At 55.7% G+C, this 16,867-nt stretch carries 20 protein-coding genes; 8 read left to right on the top strand and 12 right to left on the bottom strand.

Features of this window, described 5'->3' with window-relative positions; all coding sequences use genetic code 11:
* The first annotated feature begins 76 nt into the window (after positions 1 to 76).
* Positions 77 to 1,213 (top strand): heme A synthase, encoded by a 1,137-nt coding sequence (gene ctaA, locus BC777_RS03080; protein WP_100366680.1) that lies wholly within the window; start codon positions 77 to 79, stop codon positions 1,211 to 1,213.
* Between the two features lie 4 nt (positions 1,214 to 1,217).
* Complete coding sequence (locus BC777_RS03085) at positions 1,218 to 2,687, top strand: carboxypeptidase M32 (protein WP_100366681.1); 1,470 nt, start codon at positions 1,218 to 1,220, stop codon at positions 2,685 to 2,687.
* Positions 2,688 to 2,731: 44 nt separating this feature from the next.
* Here the strand turns inward: BC777_RS03085 and BC777_RS03090 are convergent, their stop codons facing one another.
* The gene (locus BC777_RS03090) at positions 2,732 to 3,520 is read right to left on the bottom strand and encodes an enoyl-CoA hydratase (RefSeq protein WP_281251795.1); all 789 of its coding nucleotides are present in this window, start codon (positions 3,518 to 3,520) and stop codon (positions 2,732 to 2,734) included.
* A gap of 45 nt (positions 3,521 to 3,565) precedes the next feature.
* Between BC777_RS03090 and BC777_RS03095 the strand changes: the two genes are divergently transcribed.
* The gene (locus tag BC777_RS03095) at positions 3,566 to 3,985 is read left to right on the top strand and encodes a PaaI family thioesterase (protein ID WP_100366683.1); all 420 of its coding nucleotides are present in this window, start codon (positions 3,566 to 3,568) and stop codon (positions 3,983 to 3,985) included.
* Positions 3,986 to 4,034: 49 nt separating this feature from the next.
* Here the strand turns inward: BC777_RS03095 and BC777_RS03100 are convergent, their stop codons facing one another.
* The gene (locus BC777_RS03100) at positions 4,035 to 4,262 is read right to left on the bottom strand and encodes a DUF1127 domain-containing protein (protein WP_100366684.1); all 228 of its coding nucleotides are present in this window, start codon (positions 4,260 to 4,262) and stop codon (positions 4,035 to 4,037) included.
* Positions 4,263 to 4,348: 86 nt separating this feature from the next.
* Here BC777_RS03100 and BC777_RS03105 point away from each other — a divergent pair, with 86 nt between their 5' ends.
* From BC777_RS03105 to rpsI, 3 genes are all read left to right on the top strand, one after another.
* Positions 4,349 to 5,749 (top strand): aminotransferase-like domain-containing protein, encoded by a 1,401-nt coding sequence (locus BC777_RS03105; protein ID WP_100366685.1) that lies wholly within the window; start codon positions 4,349 to 4,351, stop codon positions 5,747 to 5,749.
* A gap of 144 nt (positions 5,750 to 5,893) precedes the next feature.
* Positions 5,894 to 6,355: a 50S ribosomal protein L13 gene (gene rplM, locus BC777_RS03110; RefSeq protein ID WP_100366686.1), complete on the top strand. Its 462-nt coding sequence runs from the start codon at positions 5,894 to 5,896 to the stop codon at positions 6,353 to 6,355.
* The gene (rpsI, locus tag BC777_RS03115; RefSeq protein WP_100366687.1) at positions 6,355 to 6,855 is read left to right on the top strand and encodes a 30S ribosomal protein S9; all 501 of its coding nucleotides are present in this window, start codon (positions 6,355 to 6,357) and stop codon (positions 6,853 to 6,855) included. The genes rplM and rpsI overlap by 1 nt, the downstream gene beginning before the upstream one ends.
* Positions 6,856 to 6,913: 58 nt before the next feature.
* Here the strand turns inward: rpsI and BC777_RS03120 are convergent, their stop codons facing one another.
* From BC777_RS03120 to mnmA, 10 genes are all read right to left on the bottom strand, one after another.
* Positions 6,914 to 7,429, bottom strand: coding sequence for an acyloxyacyl hydrolase (locus BC777_RS03120; RefSeq protein ID WP_100366688.1), 516 nt, complete (start codon positions 7,427 to 7,429; stop codon positions 6,914 to 6,916).
* A gap of 11 nt (positions 7,430 to 7,440) precedes the next feature.
* Positions 7,441 to 8,058, bottom strand: a complete 618-nt coding sequence (locus tag BC777_RS03125) for a TetR/AcrR family transcriptional regulator (RefSeq protein ID WP_100366689.1) — start codon at positions 8,056 to 8,058, stop codon at positions 7,441 to 7,443.
* The gene (ppk2, locus tag BC777_RS03130; RefSeq protein ID WP_100366690.1) at positions 8,051 to 8,920 is read right to left on the bottom strand and encodes a polyphosphate kinase 2; all 870 of its coding nucleotides are present in this window, start codon (positions 8,918 to 8,920) and stop codon (positions 8,051 to 8,053) included. Before ppk2 ends, BC777_RS03125 begins: the two co-directional genes overlap by 8 nt.
* A 68-nt stretch (positions 8,921 to 8,988) precedes the next feature.
* On the bottom strand, positions 8,989 to 9,975 hold the full coding sequence (locus tag BC777_RS03135) for an alpha/beta fold hydrolase (RefSeq protein ID WP_100366691.1): 987 nt from the start codon (positions 9,973 to 9,975) through the stop codon (positions 8,989 to 8,991).
* Positions 9,965 to 10,879: a homoserine O-acetyltransferase MetA gene (gene metA, locus BC777_RS03140; protein ID WP_100366692.1), complete on the bottom strand. Its 915-nt coding sequence runs from the start codon at positions 10,877 to 10,879 to the stop codon at positions 9,965 to 9,967. Before metA ends, BC777_RS03135 begins: the two co-directional genes overlap by 11 nt.
* A 37-nt stretch (positions 10,880 to 10,916) precedes the next feature.
* Positions 10,917 to 11,780: an ATPase gene (locus BC777_RS03145; protein ID WP_100366693.1), complete on the bottom strand. Its 864-nt coding sequence runs from the start codon at positions 11,778 to 11,780 to the stop codon at positions 10,917 to 10,919.
* Positions 11,781 to 11,832: 52 nt separating this feature from the next.
* A complete protein-coding gene (locus BC777_RS03150) occupies positions 11,833 to 12,525 on the bottom strand; it encodes a DUF4336 domain-containing protein (RefSeq protein ID WP_100366694.1) in 693 nt (230 codons plus the stop codon).
* A 27-nt stretch (positions 12,526 to 12,552) separates the two neighbouring features.
* Positions 12,553 to 13,011: a YHS domain-containing (seleno)protein gene (locus BC777_RS03155; RefSeq protein WP_100366695.1), complete on the bottom strand. Its 459-nt coding sequence runs from the start codon at positions 13,009 to 13,011 to the stop codon at positions 12,553 to 12,555.
* 265 nt (positions 13,012 to 13,276) lie between these two features.
* Complete coding sequence (locus tag BC777_RS03160) at positions 13,277 to 14,380, bottom strand: Hint domain-containing protein (RefSeq protein ID WP_100366696.1); 1,104 nt, start codon at positions 14,378 to 14,380, stop codon at positions 13,277 to 13,279.
* Positions 14,381 to 14,486: 106 nt separating this feature from the next.
* Positions 14,487 to 15,626: a tRNA 2-thiouridine(34) synthase MnmA gene (gene mnmA, locus BC777_RS03165; protein ID WP_100366697.1), complete on the bottom strand. Its 1,140-nt coding sequence runs from the start codon at positions 15,624 to 15,626 to the stop codon at positions 14,487 to 14,489.
* A gap of 132 nt (positions 15,627 to 15,758) precedes the next feature.
* Between mnmA and sciP the strand changes: the two genes are divergently transcribed.
* Together sciP and ctrA are read left to right on the top strand one after the other, a co-directional pair.
* Entirely contained in the window at positions 15,759 to 16,037 is a 279-nt protein-coding gene (sciP, locus tag BC777_RS03170) for a CtrA inhibitor SciP (protein WP_100366698.1), read from the top strand.
* A 90-nt stretch (positions 16,038 to 16,127) separates the two neighbouring features.
* Positions 16,128 to 16,841 (top strand): response regulator transcription factor CtrA, encoded by a 714-nt coding sequence (ctrA, locus tag BC777_RS03175; protein ID WP_100366699.1) that lies wholly within the window; start codon positions 16,128 to 16,130, stop codon positions 16,839 to 16,841.
* Positions 16,842 to 16,867: the final 26 nt, after the last annotated feature.

The following is a 16,867-nucleotide window of genomic DNA, read 5'->3' on the forward strand; positions in this document are numbered from 1 at the left end:
CGCTGTGGCACCCTGACGCTTGCGGATCACTGCGCTGAGTTCTAAGTATCTGGCAAGATCCGAGCGGAGACCAAAGATGGCGACCAAACGCAGTATTTTTGAAGATGTCGGCGACACGCCCAAACAAGTCGCAGCCCCGGGCGGGATTGACCGTGCAGGGCAGGGTGCACGCGGCTTGATCCGTGCTTGGCTTATGACGCTTTTCGCGCTGGTCGTTGTCATGATCGTCGTGGGTGGTCTGACCCGGCTGACCGACAGTGGCCTGTCCATCACCGAATGGAAGCCTGTGACCGGTGCGATGCCACCTATGTCAGAGGTGGAATGGACGGCAGAGTTCGACAAATACCGCATGATCCCCGAATATCAGATTCAGAACCGCGGCATGACATTGGCCGAGTTCAAGGTGATCTATTGGTGGGAATGGGGGCACAGGCAGCTGGGTCGTTTTATCGGCTTGGTCTGGGCCGCCGGGTTTGTCGCCTTCGCTGCAATGCGCAAAATCCCGACAGGCTGGACGCCAAAGCTTTTGTTTATTGGGGCCTTGGGCGGCCTGCAAGGGTTCATCGGCTGGTGGATGGTGTCCTCTGGCCTTGAAGAGGGGATGCTGGACGTGGCCTCATACAGGCTTGCGACCCATCTTGGGCTGGCCTTCGTGATCTTTGCTTTCATTGCTTGGTATGTCTACCAGCTAGGGCGCAGTCAGGCGGATCTGTTACAAGCCCGCCGAGGTGGGGATGCAGGTTTAGCCCGGCTGGGCAGCGTGCTGATTGGTCTCGCCTTCCTCCAAATCATTCTTGGCGCATTGGTGGCCGGCATTGACGCAGGCCGCGCGTTCCCCGATTGGCCGCTGATGGCCGGTGGCTTTCTGCCGCCGGAGCCTTTGTCGCTTAGCCCCCTTTGGCGGAACTTCTTTGAAGATGCGGGGCTGGTTCAATTTATGCACCGCATGGTTGGTTATGCGCTTTTTGCTTTCACCGTCTTTGTTTGGATGCGCGCCCGTCGGTCGGCCAATGAAAATACGCGTTTCGTCTTTAATGCGGTGATGGCTGTCATGATCTTGCAAGTGGTGATCGGGATTGTGACCGTGATGTACTCTGCCCCTTGGCAGATTGCGATTGTGCATCAACTGGTAGCGGTCGTCCTCTGGGCGCTTATTCTGCGTGCGCGCTTTGTGGCGCAATATCCCATCGCACAAACAATCAAAGGGGCCTGATCCTATGACGGCATATGACGAACTGATGCAGTTCCAACGCGAAACCGAAGCGCTTGGCCAGATTGCAGGCCGCCTTGGCTGGGATCAGGAAACGATGATGCCACAGGGTGCGACCCCGCAACGTGCCGAAGAACATGGGGCAATGGCCAATATCTTGCACGCGCGCCGGATTGACCCGCGTGTGGGTGACTGGCTGCAGACCGCAGAGGCCCTTGATGATGTGGCGGCGGCCAACCTGCGCCATATCAAGCGCGATTTTGAACGGACCGCAAAGGTGCCTGCCACCCTGGCCGCTGAACTGGCCAAGACCACATCATTGGCGCACCGCGTCTGGGCCCAAGCGCGCGCTGATGAAGATGTCGCGGCCTTTCTGCCCATATTGCAGAAGGTCGTCGCATTACGCCGAGAAGAGGCAAGTGCTGTTGCGGGCAACGCCGACCCGTATGATGCTTTGCTGGATGATTATGAATCGGGTGCCACCGGTGCAAGTCTGGGTGCGATGTTCGCGGCCCTGCGCCCGCGTTTGGTGGCACTGCGATCTGCCATTCTGGACCAACCCGCGCCGCAGACCCTTTCGGGTGATTTTGATGAGGTGGCACAGCTTGCCCTTTCGGAAAAGCTGGCGCTGGCCTTTGGGTATGACGTGGGTCATGGGCGCATTGATAAGGCTGTGCATCCATTTTCTTCGGGTTCTGGCCTTGATGTGCGGATTACGACGCGCACAAGCCTGACAGACCCGTTCAATTGTTTCTATTCGACTATTCATGAGGTCGGTCACGCGGCTTATGAGCAGGGAATTGATGCAGCACATCTGCTGACCCCGCTGGGGCGTGGTGTATCGATGGGTGTGCATGAAAGCCAAAGCCGGATTTACGAGAACCAACTGGGGCGCAGCCGCGCGTTTACCGGATGGCTTTACGGGCAAATGCGCGATCAGTTTGGTGATTTCGGCATTGCTGATGAGGATGCTTTCTATGCCACTGTGAACCGCGTCAGCGATGGGTTTATTCGGACCGAAGCAGATGAGGTGCAGTATAACTTGCACGTGCTGCTGCGTTTTGACCTGGAGCGCGCATTGATGTCCGGCGATCTGGCGGTCAATGATCTTGAGGCGGCTTGGAACGACCGTTTCGCTGCCGATTTTGGCTATGCCATTGATAAGCCCTCAAATGGTGTATTGCAGGATGTGCATTGGTCCGAAGGGCTGTTTGGATATTTCCCGACCTATACGCTGGGGAATGTCTATGCGGGCTGTTTGCATGTCGCATTGCGCGACGCGGTGCCGGGGTTGGATGACGATCTGGCGCAGGGCGATACATCGAAGGCCACAGGTTGGTTGCGAGAGAACTTGCAGCAGTTTGGTGGGTTACGCACGCCGGTTGAGACGATTGCGCATGCGACGGTGGCTGTGCCTGATGAGGGGCCGCTTTTGGATTATCTTGAGGATAAATTCAGGGGCATTTACGGGTTGTAAGGCCGGGATTGCCTCCGGCGGAAGTTTGATTGGACGAAGAAAGATCAGGTCCAGTCAGGGTTGCGCTTCTCTAAGAATGCGTTGATGCCTTCGTTTGTATCGGCCACCAACATGTTTTGAACCATGACATCGCCTGCGTAGGCATAGGCTTCGGCGGTGGTCATCTGTGCTTGCGCATAGAAGGCTTGTTTGCCTGTTTTGACAGCTGAGGCAAGTTTACTGGCGATGCTATGGGCCATTTCGGCCGTTTCACGCGACAGCGCGTCTGAGTGGACACTGCGGTTGATCAACCCCAGTTCCTGTGCCTCGCGCGCACTGATGAAGCGACCGGTCGTCAGCATCTCGAACGCAGCTTTGCGGTGGATATTGCGGGTGAGCGCCACCATGGGTGTTGAACAAAACAGGCCGATGTTCACACCATTCACGCCAAAGCGTGTTTCATCATCAGCAATGGCCAGATCACAGCTTGCAACCAGTTGGCAGCCAGCGGCGGTCGCGATGCCGTGGACCTGTGCGATGACAGGTTGCGGTATGGATTGGATGCGCTGCATCATCGCAGCACAGCGTGCGAAAAGGTCTTTGAAGTAGGCGGTACCGCCATCACCCGTCTTGCGGCCTGCCTGCATTTGCTTGAGATCATGACCGGCACAAAAGGCTTTACCGGTCCCGCGCAGGACGACGGCGTGGATTGTTGTATCTTGGGCGATATCGTCCAAGGCGCCGTGCAGGGCCGCCAGCATGTCATCGGACAGGGCATTCAGCCGCTCTGGCGCGTTCATGGTCAGGGTTGCGACCGACGCTGCGTCGTCTCTGAGAAGGATTGTCATGGTCAGGCTCTCATGTTGATCTGTGTGCAGACTAAGCGGGAGCGAAGGAATATGGAACCAAAGATGGATATTGCGGCGTTACAGGACTTTGTTGCGCGTGAATTTCCGCAGTTGGGTGATGATTTTGTGATTGAGCGGTTGCGCGAGGATGGTGTGACAGTCCGTCTTCAAGTTGCTGAACATCACTTACGCCCCGGTGGCACGGTGTCTGGTCCATCCATGTTTGCTTTGGCTGATGTAGGCATGTATCTGGCGATCCTTGCGCGGATCGGACCTGTTGCCTTGGCGGTAACGACCAATTGCAGCATTGATTTTATGCGCAAACCGGCCGCAGGTGCCGATTTGATCTGTGAAACCCGGCTGCATAAGTTGGGACGCGTTTTGGCTGTGGGTGATGCGATGATCTATAGTGAAGGCCAATCGGCCCCGGTGGCGCGTGCGTCACTGACGTATTCTATTCCACCTTCATGAAAAAAGGGCCGGAGCATGTCCGGCCCAGTGAGGAAGAGGCAGGAGGGGTTTAGTCCTGCCAAAACGGTTTGGTAGCTTCTGCTTGGGCAGAGAGGCGGTCCAAACCGATGTCGTGGAGCGTATGCGGTTCAAGCTCTTTGAGTGATCGGCGGGTCTTGCGGCGGGTTTCCCATGTCGTGACACGCACGGCGAGCTTGACTGCGAGACCAGCGACCAAAGGCAGCTTGGTTTGGGCATTCAAAACATTCAAATCCGCGGAATGGAGCGCGTGTGACATAGGACAACTCCTTTGTATTGTATTGACACAATGTAGCATCATGCTACAATTTATTGATACAAAGTGAGTTGTAACAGGTCTATGAAATGATTGTACCGGATACAATTTGGCAGCCTGATGTCTCAATGACCGGAAAGTCGAAGTATAAGGCGCTGGCCCAAGCCATACGCGATGGGATTGCATCAGGTGATCTGGCGGTGGGATCGAAACTGCCGACGGTGCGCGATCTGGCTTACCGTGTGGGTGTGACACCTGGTACTGTGGCGCGTGCCTATGGGCTGCTGACGGATGAGGGCCGGCTCATCGCGGAAGTGGGTCGTGGTACTTACGTGTCCGGCCATACCCGCAAACCGCAAACGCTTGAGCCGCCTCTGGTCCATCTGGTTGATGAAAGCACCGCTGATTTTCGCAGCAGCCGCGTGCCGGATGTGGGGCAGGGGCTGTTGATCGATGACGCGCTGATCCGACTGGGGCAGTCGCACAGGCGCAGGCATATCAACTACCCGACGCCGATCACGGATATCGAAGCTCGCGAAGCTGTGGTCAATTGGATTGGCCCGGTACGGACCGGGGCATTAGATGCCCATCATGTGGTTCTGGGCAATGGGGCACAGAACTGCGTGATCTTGTCGTTGCAGGCCGAATTGCACGGCGCACACCCCGTGATCCTGACCGAGGAACTTGCCTATGCAGGCGTTCGTCATGCCGCGCGTTTGTTACGGGCGCAGGTTGTCGGTATTGCGATGGATAACGAGGGGATCATTCCTGCGGCACTGGCAGAGGCTTACCGGACCCATGGTGGTCAGGTCTTGTTGACGTCGCCAGAGGTACATAGCCCAACCGCGACCAAGACCAGCTATGCGCGCAAAAAAGAGATTGCAGCACTTGCTGAACGCTTTGGGCTGACGATCATCGAGGATGATTGCCACTGCATCGCCCCGACAGAAGTACCTGCCTATCGGGCGATATTGCCCAAACAGTCGTATTTCGTATCTTCCTTGACCAAGGGCGTCAGCGGGGCTTTGCGGTTTGGATATTCTGTGGCACCAGTCAATCGGTTCAAAGAACTGAGGCAGGTCGCGCAAAGTTCCTTCCATGGTATCTCGCAACCGATGCTGGATGTTTGCGCTGATCTTCTGACATCCGGTGACGCCGGGCGTGTCAGAGATAAGGTCGTCGCCCATACGGCCGCGCGTGTGCGGCAGGCGGTGAACCGGCTGGGAGGATGGGACGTGCGTTGGCGCGAAGACGCGCCGTTTCTGTGGTTGCAATTGCCGCCGGGCTGGCGCGCCTCTAGCTTTGCATTGGCTTGCGAACGCAAGGGGATATCGGTACGCCCGGCGGATGAATTTGTGCTGTCGGATCAGCGCGCGCCCAATGCCGTGCGTTTGGCGGTAACAACATGTGTGTCGGAAGAGCGGTATTTGCAGGCGCTGGAGGATATGAACACCTTGCTGGCAAATCCGACCCCAACGCTGGAAAATTGATGGGGTAAATTAATACCTAAATTGTAAGCATCTGTTTTTACGTATTTTATTTGAGTTTGTGGCGCTTGACTGTGTCTGGCACCCCTTTATAACGCCCCAATCGCATGACAGGTGGCACAAACCACCCCCAACTTTTGGTGTAATATGAAAACCTTTACCGCAACTCCTGCGGATATCGACAAGAAATGGATCCTGATCGACGCTGAAGGCGTTGTTCTGGGCCGTCTTGCTTCGATCATCGCAATGCGCTTGCGCGGCAAGCACAAGCCATCCTTCACGCCGCACATGGATATGGGCGACAACGTGATCGTCATCAACGCTGAGAAGGTCCAGATGACCGGCAATAAGCGTGACGAGAAATATTACTGGCACACCGGTCACCCCGGTGGGATCAAAGAAAAAACCAAGGCTGACATCCTTGAAGGTGCGCACCCAGAGCGCGTCATCATGAAAGCCGTCCAGCGCATGCTGCCCGGTGGCAAGCTGTCGCGCCAGCAAATGACTCACCTGCGCGTCTTCGCAGGCACAGAGCATGGCATGGACGCCCAAAAGCCTGAAGTTCTGGATGTCGCATCCATGAACAAAAAGAACACGAGGACTGCATAATGGCCGATCAAGTAAACTCGCTCGAAGAGCTGGGCCAAGTCGCTGAAGGTGTGGAAGCTGCACCAGAGGCTGTGGTTGAAACTGTTATCACACGCGAGCCCGTGCGTGATGAACTGGGCCGGTCCTACGCGACTGGTAAACGTAAGGACGCTGTTGCCCGCGTTTGGATCAAGCCGGGTTCCGGTAAGGTCACCGTGAACGGCAAGGACATGGACAAGTACTTTGCCCGTCCCGTTCTGCAGATGATCCTACGTCAACCGTTTCAGGTTGCCGGTGTTGTCGATCAGTTCGATGTCATGGCGACTGTTGCTGGTGGTGGCCTGTCAGGTCAGGCTGGTGCGGTCAAGCACGGTGTTTCCAAGGCGCTTCAGCTTTATGATCCATCCCTGCGCGCTGCGTTGAAGGCTGCTGGCTTCCTGACACGCGACAGCCGTGTGGTTGAGCGTAAGAAGTACGGTAAGCGCAAGGCGCGTCGTAGCTTCCAGTTCTCCAAGCGTTAACTGCTGGTTTCAGAATTGCGAAAGGGCGGTCCGGGTGGGCCGCCCTTTTTTTCAGGCCCTAGTCGAGTACATAGGACAACCTGACACCCAAGGTCTCGATGCCGGGGTTGGTTTCGGTCGCATTCGCGTTGGACCGGTGATCGAAGAACACCGATAGGCTGCCTGTATCGCCAAAATTGATGCCTGCGCCCAGTGACCCGCGCCATTGCAGTGGAAACCCCAGATCTGGGCCGTCCCCGCTGAAGTATATGCCCGGCATGAGGGACAATTCGATAAAGATAGGACTGTCGCTAATCCTTTCGGTGGACCATTTACCGCCTGCACCAATCCAGAAATCATCATCGGTTGTCAGGCTAGCTCCAAAGGTGGGTTGCACAGCGCCGTAACGCTTGGGCATGTCGTAGCTGATGAATATCTCTTCGCCGATGTCGTTTTCCTGAAAATAGGTGTCACCGTATTGGATATGGACCCGCTCAGGTGCCTCGGTTTGCTGAAAGCAATCCGTGGGGCAGTCATTCAGATAGGTGTCGGTACCGCCTAAAATGAAAAAGAACACTGCAAATCGGCTATCCATCTGGACTCTCTTTAGCTGTCTGGTGCGATTAAACCCAACCCGCGTAGATAAATCCCGATCCCGGACTCAAGTAAGTCTTCGGGCGGAAACGGACTCTGCGTGCCGGGGTTTGAGCGGGCAAAAAGCTCGACCACCCCGTGCGACATGGCCCAGATATGGGCGCTAAACATCTGCGGCGGCGGGCGTTTTTCGGCGGGGATATGTTGGGACAGTTCCTCGGCCGCTTTTTCCAGTACGCCCATGGCATGGGTGGCCACGGCATGCAGTTCTGGCGTGCGGTTGATTGAAATACCGGATTCGAACATCGCGATGTAATACCCGGGATATTTGCGGGCAAAGGCCAGATAGGCGCGACCGGTGGCCTCAAATGCCGCGAGGGCAGAGGGTTGTCCATCACCATAGGCATGTTCCATCAGGTCGCCAAACATCTCGTACCCCTGATGCGCAGCCGCCGCGATCAGATCTTCACGACCCTCAAAGTGGCGATAGACGGCGGCGGGTGTCACCCCAGCCTCGCGCGCCGCTTCGGACAGGGTAAAACCTGTCGGCCCGCGCTTTTCGATTAGCGTCAGACAGCCGTTAATCAGCGCCTCGCGCAGATTGCCATGATGATAACCGCGTTTAGGCATGCCAGAGGTCGGGGCCTCCCACGACTTTGCCATCTATCGGGGCAAGCGCCTTTGGATCTTGGCGATCATAGGCCAATTGGCTAAGCACATGACGGATCACCTGTACACGTGCCCGGCGTTTGTCGTCTGAACGTACGATCGCCCAAGGTGCGTGGTTGGTATGGGTGCGTTCCAGCGTCTCACCAATGGCGTCAGTGTATTCATTCCACTTGCTCAAGCCCTCAACGTCGATCCAACTGAGTTTCCATTGCTTCAGGGGGTCTTTTTCACGATCCAGAAAGCGTTTGAGTTGGGTCGCCCGGCCAACGTTCAGCCAAATCTTGATCAGCTTGATCCCTTCGTTGACCAGCATGTCCTCAAATTCGGGTGTTTGTGCGAACCAGCGTTCGCGTTGTTCGGGCGTGCAAAAGCCGAAGACATGTTCCACAACGCCGCGATTATACCAACTACGGTCAAAGAGCGTGATTTCACCCTTTGCAGGCAGGTGTGCGATGTAGCGTTGGAAGTACCACTGCGCTGCTTCAACATCAGTTGGCTTTGACAGGGCTACAAGCTTTGCGCCGCGCGGATTAAGATTTTCCCGCAACCTTTTGATTGTGCCACCTTTTCCGGCGGCATCACGGCCTTCAAAGACAATCGCGACGCGCTGCCCGGTATCGCGTACCCAGGCTTGCATGCGGACAAGTTCGATCTGTAGCGCAGCTAGCGCGTCTTCGTATTCGCGACGTTTCCAGCGGCTGTCGTAGGGATAGTCAGCGTTCGGGATGTCACCTTTACCTGCTGCTGCCACTGCCGTGCGTACATCATCCGGGGCGTCTTCGTCAAAATAGCGGCTGATCCCGCCATCAAAGGGTAAATCCATGAAAACTCTCCCGAATGTCTTGGATGATATATGGGGGCTATTGGATCAAAGCGCAATTCATATGGCGTTTAGGGGGCCAGGCCCGCCCGCGCCGCCGCACGATCAATCGCATCGACCGCCGCCTGCGGATCAGCATGATGGGGCATATGGCCGACGCCGGGCAAGCGGGTGGTGTTCACCTGAGGCACGATTTTTTCCACTTCCTCGGCGTGGATATGGATCGGGACTGTTTTGTCCTCTTCCCCATGGACGATTTCAATCGGCAAAGTCAGTTCTGGATAGCGTTTGGAAAGCGTGACCACATGTGGACGTGATGTGTTCACTTGCCGCGCATTGGCGCGCATGCTGGCCGGGCGCAGCGTCAGGCCGGCGCCGATGTACTCTTCATAGCCCTCGGGTGGACTTTGGGGGGCGAAGGTCGCGTTGATGCTGTCGTCGATCAACGATTGCGGCACAAAGGCCGAAATCGCAGGGATCGTCACGACCCCGCCAAAAGCGCTGCCGTTCACGGTGTAATACTTGTCCAGACCGCCGGGCCACGGCATGGTTACACCCGCAAAAGACACTATTGCCTTTGCATTTATGGGGCTATCTTCGTCTAGTCCGGCAACGGCCCAAGCGTAGGACACGATTCCGCCAAAGCTATGCCCCGCAACAATCGGATCGGTGATCCCTATCTTTGCGGCGGCTTCACGCAACATTGCCGCTTGCGCTTGCGGGCTGTCGCCTTCTGTCGCAGTTAGACCCTTGGCAACGCCGGGCACGCGGTCAGTGTATCCTAATCCGGGCCGGTCAAAGGCCGTGACGGTGTAGCGGTCGGACAGGCGTCCCATTAAATCGAAGGTGAATTCGCGTAGGTTTCCGCCGGCGCCATGCAGCAGAATTAGATGCGGCCCGCTACCTTCTTGCACATAGTGAACCTGCCCGCCGGTCACTTCGACAAATTGGCCAAGTGGCGGAAAGGCGGTCTCGGCCTGCGAAGCGCGGTATTGCGCGGTCAGCCCTGTGGCCAGCGCGCCAAGTCCAATAACGACGGTGAGTGCTTTAAGTGCCAATTTTATCCATCTCAAAATGGGTGGTTTGGTAAATCTCGTTAATCCAGTTTCCATATAGAAGATGCGCGTGACTTCTCCACCTGTTCTGAGGGTTTTGTGATGGGTCATCCCCCGGATAGTAGTTCATTGGGACGTTAATCGGCGTTCCATTGCTGATATCGCGGTCATATTCCTGCTTGAGCGTGCCACTGTCGTATTCGAAATGATTGAAGATATAGAGCGCGCGATGCGCGCGATCTTCTACCAGGGCAGGCCCCGCATCATCGCTGGTGATCAGTGTTGTCAGGCCCGCCTTGTCAATCTCGTCCTGCCGCATCTCAGTCCAGCGACTTACAGGGATCACGCAATCGTCAGAGAACCCGCGCAGATAAGGCGAGGCGGGGGCAGTGTTCCGGTGCCGAAAACAGCCGAACGCCTTGTGATCCAGCATGTGCTTTTTGACGCCATGGAAGTAGTTGATCATAGCCATGCCGCCCCAGCACACGCCAAAGGTGGAATGCACGTGCGTTTGAGTCCAATCAAAAACCTCGGTCAGCTCATCCCAATAGGTGACGTCTTCAAACGGTAGATGCTCAATCGGCGCACCGGTGATGATCAGCCCATCGAATTTCTCGCCCTTAACGTCGGAGAAGGGGCGATAAAACTCTTCCATATGCGCGGCCGCCGTGTTCTTGGTCTGATGTTCGGACATGCGCACCAAGGACAGCTCAATCTGCAAGGGGGTCGCCCCGATCAGACGCGCGAACTGGTTCTCTGTCTGAATTTTCTTGGGCATCAGGTTCAGCAAAGCAATCCGTAGGGGGCGGATATCCTGACGGGCGGCGGTATCTTCATCAAGCACCATCACGCCTTCGTTCGACAGAACGTCATAGGCGGGCAGGGCGGCGGGCAGTTTAATAGGCATTGGTCACATCCAAGATAAGAGGGCAGAGATAAGCGGCCTAGCTGCGCATCTCAAGGGCGTCGGCGATCATGCCAACAAAGCCCTCCGTATCTTTGACTTGTTCCACAGCTTTGTGAGGGACGGTAATACCCCATTTATCCGCCATCGCCTTATAGCGGGGCTGACGATGGGCCAGCGCCTTGGCAAAGGCCCAGCGTATGAAATCATCGGGGTTCACGCGGTCAGGGGCCACATTAAACTCTGCCAAATAGGCGCGCCATGTCGCCAACAGAAAACCCGGATCATAGGACATCGGCTTGGGTTCCAGATCGAAGCGTCGGATCAATTCGGCGGTATGCGCTTCGGTCCCTTCGATCCAGACCATCAGCGTATTTGCGGCCAGATCAGTTAGGATCGGATCTTTGGGGTCGTTGGCATCGACCCATTCGCAAATCGATCCGCCGGTATCACAGATGAAATGCGGATATTGGTAGAGTTCGACGGATCGGTCGATGAAATAGGTGGTGTCATGCAGGGCGGCAATCTCAGCCGCCTGAAACTCATCCTGACGGCGGGTGTATTCATCCCATGCCAAACCACCAAGCGATGTATCTCCCGGCTTGCCAAGGTAGGACGACATCGGCTTGAGATCATCGAAAGAGATGTTTGACCCGATGTAGATTGAGTTGGAGCGCAACAAATCGCGTAAGAAAGGCACCTTCATCGCCTCACGTTTGGCGTTATCCGCGATCTTTTCGCCCATATACCGCGTGCCGATCCTGTAATCGACCGAGTAATGAAACCAGTCACCTGTGCTGCGTAGCATGGTCGATAGATAGGTCTTGCCCAAGCCGGACATGGCAAAAAGCAGAACACGTTTCTGCGGGGCGTTGCGCCAGTCAGATGCAGATGCATAAATCATAGTGCTGTGGGTAGCCGCACAAGTAGGTGTTTTCCAGTGGTTTTTGTGTGCTTTACCGGATCAACCAGCGGAAGGTGCGTTTCAGCACCCTGTGCCCGTCGTCGGTGACAGGTGCACCATGTGCCAGCAATATCCGCTTGATCGGCCATTGCAGTATTTTCGTGATGGATGCCCGCGCTTTGGTCTTGGCCCGAAACCCTAGCCGGAACTTTCGTGGCACATTGGGGACGTCGCCAACCATCAGATCAAGCCGCGCTATCATGCCGCGCCAGCCTTTGTGACAGTCATGGGGGAACTGTTGAATGAGATCGGCAAAAATGACAGTGCCGCTGGCGTGGTGAAAGAACACAACCTCGTCGGTCAGCTTGTTTGCGACAACAATTTGATCGATTTGATCGGCCCAAGCCTGGTTCGGCACATCATCCAGCACACCATCAAAGCGCAGGTCAGGGCGTTTGTGAGAGAGTGCTGCAAGACCAAAGAGCTGCGCCTGCGGGTAAGCGGTCTGCCAATCACCTAGAAACATATGATGCAACATATTTGGCGCTATCAGATGTGTGACGCGGCCAATGGCATCAATCTGCGCGCGCAGGGGCGGGCTCAGGGCCGCAGGCGACCAAACCAGCAGGGCGTCGCCAGACAACCGCATCACTGCGCAGCGCGTCGGGTAACGAAAACCCATGACGGAGAGTTCACCGCTATCGGCGATCCAAATGTCCTCCGCGAAAAGCGTCAGCTTGGTCATTGCAACACCTTTGCAGTCCTGCGTGATCTACGACAAAACAGCAGGCCAGTTGGCGTCGCCTGCCGCAATGTGACCGGGGATATCACGCTCCCACCGGCGGCGCACGCCTGTGGAGTAGTTCAGGTATAACTTACCGTCCACGATGCTCCATGCCTCTGGTGTTGTCGACGCGGTGTAACCTTGGCTGACGGCATAGGCACAATAGCCGCCGTATTGCGGGGCGTAGGCGGTTGGGTCTGCAGCAAATAGATCGCGGTTAGCTTCGGATGCAAAGCGCCATGTTACGCCCATGTGGTCATGCGTAATAGCCGCATCACCGGCGACAGGCGTACCGTCGGTGAAGTAAGCCACCACATCAGAGCCATCAACGGCGATGCCACCGTCGTTATAGACTTCGGGGGTTGCGGCCATAGCACGCGGGGTAAGCGCCGCAGCGACCGGGACGGTGAGGGCGATAGTGAAAAGGTTGCGACGTGTGATGTTCATCTTGGGTCTCCGGGATCGGGATATCATGTGTATTGCAACCAAATGGGGCAACCCGGCGTACGAAAGCTAGGGGTCACACAGATATGTGACCTTCATTGCAAAAGCGGTCGTTCGTTGTGGAAGGGCCATGGCAACTGATACGGCACATACCAGTTTTTTTGTCGATCATACTAACCCGCCAAAACACTTGACCCAAACGCAGCTCATCAGCGGCCCAAAGATGCGTGACGTAGCAGGCATCGCTATTTGACGTTTGATCGTTGACTTAGCCGTATCGTATCGCCAGCGGGATATCATTGCGCTGGTGGCGTATGATCAACCGTTCTATCCGCTTACTCCGCTCGATCTGGCGGGCCGGTTCTGGCGCTTCGGTCAGGATATTTGGAAAAATCGCCAAGAGTTCATCCAGCGCTTGTTTTGGCAGGGCTTCCATGGCCTGTGGTCCTGAAAGCAGCGTCTCGCTTGGCACGCCTTCGGCATAGACGATATCGTGTTGATCCGTCATCAGGTGGTAATAGGTCACTTCGCTGGGCGCTTCATCGACAAAGACGCCCGGCAGGCCCGTCAGTTTGATGGCAGGGACCAGAATCTCGCGGTTGCCAAACATACGCTCACAAACGGCAGATGACACCAGCATACGGTGTTGGCGCGATACCAAAAGGTCGCGGGCAGGGGCGTTCTGCCCCAAAGACCCCGCAGATATCCTGACCGGTGCCAGTTTGCCATCAGCGGCGACAGTGCTTTGCCCGATCCAGCGAATGGTCTGTAATCCGCGGTCCCGTGTCAGAACCAAATCACCGACCGTCAGCGCCTCGATCGGCTTGGCACCTGTTTCGGTTTCAATCATGGTGCTTGCCACATAGCAGGTCACAAAGTCCCATGCTTCCCGATTGCCCGATAGACCTGCAAACGAGTCTCCAGACAGGCTGTCGAGTGTGAGCGAGCGTATTGCTGCAAACTCAAGCACGTCTTGATCGGCGTTTTGCCCGACCGTTTGGTTAATTTCGGGAGCCCAATAGGTGTTGCCGTCAACGTCTTGAAAGATAACCGCGGTAATCGTATCGGTGGTGCCGTCCACGTAAGTGACTGTCGCATTATAGATGACAGCAGCATCAAAGACCTGATCAGCGCCCCCATCAATGGTGAAGTTTTCATTCGGGTTGTTGTCCTGGTCGTAGGATGTGCTGGAACCGCCAGCAAAACCGCCAGTCCCAGGGGCGAAAGTCACTGCGGAATTGAGCAATGCATTGCCCGAGCCACCAAATGTCGCACCAACCAGCGCATTTGCATTTTCGGCGAGTGAATTGCCTTCTGTCGTATCGATATCGGCAAGAACGCCGAGGCCAAAAACGGTAAAACTGGTCGGCATCTTGAAACCTGCTAATCATCGATAAACTGGCAATACTTGCCGTCTGGACGCGCTTTAAAGAAAAGTACGACGCTTTGCTATATCAACTTTAGTAAAGGAAGTATTTTCAAGCGCCGCGCCAGATCCATCCGCCACCCAGCACCCGTGTGCTGTCAGGGTCGTAAAACACGCAGGCCTGTCCGGGGGACACGCCTTGTTCAGCCACCAGAAGTTCAACCTCCGCTTCCGTTTCAGAGATTGGCCGCAGAACAGCATCCGTCGGCGGCCGGGTTGAGCGGACCCGTACAGCGATCTGGCGTTCGCCCATATCCATCAGATTGCCGCCCCCGATCCAGTTAATCTCGCGAATCGGTACGCGTCGGGTGGCCAGCAGGTCTTTGGGCCCGACAATGACTTGTTTTGCATCCACATCCAGCCTGACCACATAAAGCGGATCGGCCAAGCCGCCGATGCCCAGACCGCGCCGTTGTCCAATCGTATAGTGGATCACGCCTTTATGCGTGCCCAGCACGTTGCCATCTGTATCAACGATGTCACCAGGTTCTGCAGCACCGGGACGCAGTTTCTCGATCACGGCGGCATAATCGCCGTTGGGCACAAAGCAGATATCCTGACTGTCAGGCTTGTCCGCCACGCTCAGCCCGTATTTGGCGGCCAGCGCGCGGGTTTCTTCCTTAGATGCATGATGGCCCAATGGGAAGCGCAAATAGTCCAACTGCTCCTGCGTGGTTGAGAACAGGAAATAGCTTTGGTCTTTGCTAGGGTCAGCCGCAGAATGCAGTTCCGCGCCCTCAGCCCCCATCATGCGTTGGATATAGTGGCCAGTGGCCATGCAATCGGCATCAAGGTCTTTGGCGGTTTCCAGCAGGTCTTTGAATTTGACCCGCTCATTGCAGCGAATGCAGGGCACAGGGGTGGCCCCACCCAGATAGCTATCTGCGAATTCATCCATCACCGCTTCGCGGAAGGTGTTTTCGTAATCTAACACATAATGCGGAAAGCCCATGTCTTCGGCCACACGGCGCGCATCGTGAATATCACGACCAGCACAACAGGCGCCTTTCTTGGCTAGAGCCGCGCCATGATCGTAAAGCTGTAGCGTGACACCAACCACATCATAACCTTCCTCAGCCAGCTTTGCCGCCACCACAGAACTGTCAACGCCACCTGACATGGCGACGACGACGCGGGTTTGCGCAGGTGATTTTGCAAAGCCGAGAGAGTTCAGCGGCGAATCAAGTGACATGGGGCTTTTCCAGAAGCGGCGGTTTCGCTTTGAAATATAGGAAAATGCAACACACTCTCAAGGGGCAGTTACACCATACATTAAGTCCTTCACCCCATATTTACCCTCGGAGTGAAAGAAAGGGGTGCAAAGATGTACTTACGAAAAGTCGAAGGACCAAGATCGGTGACCTTGCCAGATGGAACAATCATGACGCGGGCGGACCTGCCCAGCGAAAAGACGCGGCGCTGGGTGGCCTCGCGCAAGGCTGCTGTTGTGCGGGCCGTGACCGCTGGGTTGATCCTGCGCAAAGAGGCGTTGGAACGCTATGCGCTGTCGGATGAAGAGTTTTCGGAATGGGAGACTGCGGTCGATCAACACGGTGAGGTTGCGCTGAAAGCCACAGCCTTACAACGCTATAGACAACCATAGGTAGTAAGTTGCATAAGTGCGTTGGGGGTAACGTGTAATTAACCTTTCCACGGTTAGGTTAACGCACCGAACTCAGAGCGGAGCATTGTAATGCGAGTCCTACTTGTTGAAGACGACCCGACGACATCCAAAAGCATCGAACTGATGCTGACCCATGCCAACCTGAACGTCTATGCAACTGATATGGGGGAAGAGGGGATCGATCTTGCGAAACTGTATGACTACGACCTCATCCTGCTCGACATCAACCTGCCTGACATGAACGGTCATGAGGTGCTGCGCCAGCTGCGCCTCAGCCGTATTGATACGCCTATATTGATCCTTTCGGGGGACGATGGGACAGAAAGCAAGCTAAAAGGCTTTGGTTTTGGCGCAGATGACTATCTGACAAAACCCTTCCACCGCGAAGAACTCGTGGCGCGTATCCATGCGATTATCCGCAGGTCTAAAGGACATGCGCAATCAATTATCAAGACCGGTCAGATTGCAGTAAATCTTGACGCTAAAACGGTGGAGGTTGAAGGCAGCACAGTGCATCTGACAGGCAAAGAATATCAGATGCTCGAACTTCTGAGCTTGCGCAAAGGCACAACCCTGACGAAAGAGATGTTCTTGAACCATCTCTATGGTGGCATGGATGAACCTGAGTTGAAGATTATCGATGTGTTCATCTGCAAGCTACGCAAAAAGCTGAGCGAGGCAACGATGGGCGACAACTATATCGAAACGGTTTGGGGCCGCGGGTATGTTCTGCGCGATCCGGAGCCGGGTGCCGTACAAGAACCCATCGCGATTGGCGCCTGATTGATCCAACCGCTGGATTGGTAAAA

The organism is Yoonia maricola, from assembly GCF_002797915.1.
Taxonomy (GTDB): Bacteria; Pseudomonadota; Alphaproteobacteria; order Rhodobacterales; family Rhodobacteraceae; genus Yoonia; species Yoonia maricola.

Bases quoted from the DNA above. Each gene is read 5' to 3' on its own strand.
- ctaA (WP_100366680.1), top strand. From the start codon at position 77: ATGGCGACCAAACGCAGTATTTTTGAAGATGTCGGCGACACGCCCAAA.
- BC777_RS03085 (WP_100366681.1), top strand. From the start codon at position 1,218: ATGACGGCATATGACGAACTGATGCAGTTCCAACGCGAAACCGAAGCG.
- BC777_RS03095 (WP_100366683.1), top strand. From the start codon at position 3,566: ATGGAACCAAAGATGGATATTGCGGCGTTACAGGACTTTGTTGCGCGT.
- BC777_RS03100 (WP_100366684.1), bottom strand. From the start codon at position 4,262: ATGTCACACGCGCTCCATTCCGCGGATTTGAATGTTTTGAATGCCCAA.
- BC777_RS03105 (WP_100366685.1), top strand. From the start codon at position 4,349: ATGATTGTACCGGATACAATTTGGCAGCCTGATGTCTCAATGACCGGA.
- rplM (WP_100366686.1), top strand. From the start codon at position 5,894: ATGAAAACCTTTACCGCAACTCCTGCGGATATCGACAAGAAATGGATC.
- rpsI (WP_100366687.1), top strand. From the start codon at position 6,355: ATGGCCGATCAAGTAAACTCGCTCGAAGAGCTGGGCCAAGTCGCTGAA.
- BC777_RS03120 (WP_100366688.1), bottom strand. From the start codon at position 7,429: ATGGATAGCCGATTTGCAGTGTTCTTTTTCATTTTAGGCGGTACCGAC.
- BC777_RS03125 (WP_100366689.1), bottom strand. From the start codon at position 8,058: ATGCCTAAACGCGGTTATCATCATGGCAATCTGCGCGAGGCGCTGATT.
- ppk2 (WP_100366690.1), bottom strand. From the start codon at position 8,920: ATGGATTTACCCTTTGATGGCGGGATCAGCCGCTATTTTGACGAAGAC.
- metA (WP_100366692.1), bottom strand. From the start codon at position 10,879: ATGCCTATTAAACTGCCCGCCGCCCTGCCCGCCTATGACGTTCTGTCG.
- BC777_RS03145 (WP_100366693.1), bottom strand. From the start codon at position 11,780: ATGATTTATGCATCTGCATCTGACTGGCGCAACGCCCCGCAGAAACGT.
- BC777_RS03150 (WP_100366694.1), bottom strand. From the start codon at position 12,525: ATGACCAAGCTGACGCTTTTCGCGGAGGACATTTGGATCGCCGATAGC.
- BC777_RS03155 (WP_100366695.1), bottom strand. From the start codon at position 13,011: ATGAACATCACACGTCGCAACCTTTTCACTATCGCCCTCACCGTCCCG.
- BC777_RS03160 (WP_100366696.1), bottom strand. From the start codon at position 14,380: ATGCCGACCAGTTTTACCGTTTTTGGCCTCGGCGTTCTTGCCGATATC.
- mnmA (WP_100366697.1), bottom strand. From the start codon at position 15,626: ATGTCACTTGATTCGCCGCTGAACTCTCTCGGCTTTGCAAAATCACCT.
- sciP (WP_100366698.1), top strand. From the start codon at position 15,759: ATGTACTTACGAAAAGTCGAAGGACCAAGATCGGTGACCTTGCCAGAT.
- ctrA (WP_100366699.1), top strand. From the start codon at position 16,128: ATGCGAGTCCTACTTGTTGAAGACGACCCGACGACATCCAAAAGCATC.